The sequence below is a fragment of the Xanthomonas sp. SHU 199 genome (genome assembly GCF_000364665.1).
Lineage (GTDB): Bacteria > Pseudomonadota > Gammaproteobacteria > Xanthomonadales > Xanthomonadaceae > Xanthomonas_A > Xanthomonas_A sontii.
Window position 1 is genome coordinate 1 of sequence record NZ_AQOI01000797.1, and the last position, 3,485, is coordinate 3,485.

The following is a 3,485-nucleotide window of genomic DNA, read 5'->3' on the forward strand; positions in this document are numbered from 1 at the left end:
CGACCTGGAGACCTTCGCCCAGGGCCTGGCCGAGGCCAAGGCCGTGCATCCGGCGTTCCGCCTGGCGATCGAACCGGGCCGCTATCTGGTCGCCGAATGCGGCGTGCTGCTGGCCCGCGCCACCCAGGTGATCGAGAAGGACGGCATCCGTCGGGTCGGCCTGGATGCCGGCATGAACACGCTGATCCGCCCGGCGCTGTACGACGCCTGGCACGACGTGGCGAACCTGAGCCGCCTGGAGCAGCCGGCCGAGACCGTGTTCGACGTGGTCGGGCCGATCTGCGAATCCAGCGACGTGTTCGGCAAGCGCCGGCGCCTGCCGGCGGGCACCGCGCCGGACGACGTGATGCTGATCGCCGACACCGGTGCCTACGGCTACAGCATGGCCAGCACCTACAACCAGCGCGAGTTGCCCCGCGAGGAGGCGATCGATGCGCGCACGGACTGAATTCGTCGCGGGCAGCGCCGCGGCCGGCGCGCTTGCGATGGTGGCTGCCACCGCGGTGGATCAGTCGGGTACGTCGCTGCCGTGGACCGACAGCCTGAAGTGGGCGTTGCCGGCGTTGGCCGCCGCTGCCATCGGCGCATGGCTGGCGGTGCGCTGGCAGCGCCGCGGGCCCGCGGCGAGCACCGGCGCGCTGGCCCTGCGCACCTCGCTCCTGGCCGCGTTGGCCTACCTGCCGGCGCTGGCGCTGTATGTGCTGGTGGCCGTGCTGGCCTCCGCCGCGTCGGTGCCGGCCGGACAGCACTGGCAACTGCTGCTGATGGCCTTCGTGTTCGGCTGCCTGCCGCTGCTGTGGGCCGCCTTGCCGTTTTCGATGCTCGAATTTCTTCTGTGCCGCCGCTACTTGCGGCACACCCGTGTGCTTGCAGGACGTCCATGACCGCTTTCGACAAACAGCAGATCGCCACCTTCCGCTTCGTGCGCTGCGGCTTCGACGCCGACAGCGGCGTGGCGCGCCTGGTCTATGCGTTCGACGACGGCCCGGAGCTGGTGGAGACCATCACCGTGCCCGGCGCGCCGTTCACGCTCGACCCGGCGCGTGCGCAGGCGGCACAGCGCGCCCTGCGCCTGCTGCACCTGATCGCCGGCGTCAGCTACTACAAGGCGGCGGTGCCGCCGCGCATCGTCATCGACGACTACGCCATCGATGCGGAGACTGCCGCGCTGCTGGACAGCGTGTACCTGCATGGCCTGGGCGAGTTCGCCTATCGCAACGGCCTGGACCTGCGCGGGCGCATCCGCTTCCCGGCCGCGGACGCCGAGGCGGCCGACGCGGCGGCGCTGGGGCTGCGCGACCAGGCGCTGGTGGCGATCGGCGGCGGCAAGGATTCGCTGGTCAGCATCGAAGCGCTGCGCGCGGCCGGCGTGGCGCAGACGGTGACCTGGATCGGCGGCTCGCAGTTGATCCGCGCCTGCGCCGAGCGCACCGGGCTGCCGACCTTGAACATCGGCCGCACGCTGGCGCCGGAGCTGTTCGAGCTGAACCGGCAGGGCGCGTGGAACGGGCATATCCCGGTGACGGCGGTGAACTCGGCGATCCTGGTGTTCGCCGCGGTGCTGCACGACGCCGGCCAGGTGGTGTTCTCCAACGAGCACTCGGCCAGCTACGGCAGCCAGATCGCCGGCACCGGCGAGGTCAACCACCAATGGTCCAAGGGCTGGGCCTTCGAGCAGGCGTTCGGTACGCAGGTGCAGCGCTACGTGGCCGCGGACCTGCGCTACTACTCGCTGCTGCGGCCGCTGTCGGAACTGGCGGTGGCGCGACAGTTCGCCAAGACCGACCATTACGACGCGCATTTCTCCAGCTGCAACCGCAATTTCCACATCCTCGGCGAGCGCCCGGCACACCGCTGGTGCGGGGTCTGCCCGAAGTGCCATTTCGTGTTCCTGGCGCTGGCGCCGTTCATGCCGAAGACGCGGCTGGTGCGCATCTTCGGCCGCAACCTGCTCGACGACGCCGGCCAGGCCGGCGGCTTCGACGCGCTGCTGGAGTTCCAGGACCACAAGCCGTTCGAGTGCGTCGGCGAAGGCCGCGAGTCGCGCGCGGCGATGGCGGCGCTGGCGGCGCGTGCGGAATGGAAGGAGGACGCGCTGGTGGCGCGTTTCATCCGCGAGATCCAGCCGCAGCTCGACCCCGCCGACCTGCGCGTGGAGCCGCTGCTGGAACTGGACGCGCAGCACCGCATCCCGGCCGATCTGTGGGAACGCGTGCGTGCGAATTTCGCAGCTTGAGTCGCAGCGCGTCGCGCTGTGGGGTTGGGGGCGCGAGGGCCGCGCGGCGTATGCGGCCGTGCGTGGCTGGGAAGCGGGAATCGGGAACGGGGAAGCGAGACGTGCGCTGCCGCTGACGGTGTTCTGTTCGGCTGAGGAGGCCGCGGAGATCGCCGCGCTGCACGATCCTGCGTTGCATGTCGAGACCGAGGCCACCGCCGAGCGCCTGGCCGCGTTCGATGTGGTGATCAAGTCGCCCGGGATCAGTCCTTACCGGCCCGAGGCACAGGCCGCCGCGGCGCGCGGCACCCGCTTCATCGGCGGCACCGCCCTGTGGTTCGCCGAACACGCCGGCGCCGACGGCGTGGTGCCCGGCAGCGTCTGCGTCACCGGCACCAAGGGCAAGAGCACCACCACCGCGCTGCTGGCGCACCTGCTGCGCGCCGGCGGCCATCGCACCGGCCTGGTCGGCAACATCGGCGTGCCGCTGCTGGAGGTGCTGGCGCCGATGCCGCCGCCGCAGTACTGGGCGGTCGAACTGTCCAGCTACCAGACCGGCGACGTGGCCCGCAGCGGCGCGCGGCCGCAGCTGGCGCTGGTGCTGAACCTGTTTCCCGAGCATCTGGACTGGCACGGCAGCCAGGCGCGTTACATCGCCGACAAGCTCGAACTGGTCACCCATGCGCGGCCGAGCATCGCACTGCTCAACGCCGCCGATCCGCAACTGGCCGCCCTGCAGCTGCCCGACAGCGAGGTGCGCTGGTTCAACCGCGAGGACGGCTGGCACATGCGCGGCGAGGTGGTCTACCGCGGCGACAGCGCGGTGTACGACAGCGCGCAGGCGCCGCTGCCGGGCCGGCACAACCGCAGCAACCTGTGCGCGGTGCTGGCCGCCGTGGAGGCGCTGGGCCTGGATGCGGCGGCGCTGGCGCCGGCGGCCGATCGCTTCCGGCCGCTGCCGAACCGGCTGCAGACCCTGGGCACGCGCGACGGCGTGACCTATGTGAACGACTCGATCAGCACCACCCCGCATGCCAGCCTCGCGGCGCTGGAGTGCTTCCGCGGGCGGCGCATCGCGCTGCTGGTGGGCGGTCACGACCGCGGCCTGGACTGGCAGGACTTCGCCGCGCACATGCGCGATGGCGGGGCACCGCTGGAGATCGTCACCCTGGGCGCCAACGGCCCGCGCATCCACGCGCTGCTGGCGCCGCTGGCCGCCGCCGCCGGCTTCGGCCTGCATGCCGCGGCCGACCTGGCGGAGGCGGTGGCG

The 3,485-nt window shown here is 71.8% G+C and carries 3 protein-coding genes and 1 pseudogene; all 4 read left to right on the top strand.

The genetic code is table 11. The annotated features are described in order from the left end of the window. Positions 1–448 (top strand): annotated as a pseudogene (locus D183_RS25610) (bifunctional aspartate kinase/diaminopimelate decarboxylase); the annotation flags it as partial. Further along, complete coding sequence (locus D183_RS0121685) at positions 432–884, top strand: hypothetical protein (protein WP_010341996.1); 453 nt, start codon at positions 432–434, stop codon at positions 882–884. The pseudogene D183_RS25610 and the gene D183_RS0121685, both read left to right, overlap by 17 nt. Next, complete coding sequence (gene murL / locus D183_RS0121690) at positions 881–2,236, top strand: UDP-N-acetyl-alpha-D-muramoyl-L-alanyl-L-glutamate epimerase (RefSeq protein ID WP_017910843.1); 1,356 nt, start codon at positions 881–883, stop codon at positions 2,234–2,236. The genes D183_RS0121685 and murL overlap by 4 nt, the downstream gene beginning before the upstream one ends. Continuing rightward, a partial coding sequence (gene murD / locus D183_RS0121695) for a UDP-N-acetylmuramoyl-L-alanine--D-glutamate ligase (protein WP_039729309.1) occupies positions 2,217–3,485 on the top strand: 1,269 nt, incomplete at its 3' end. The genes murL and murD, both read left to right, overlap by 20 nt.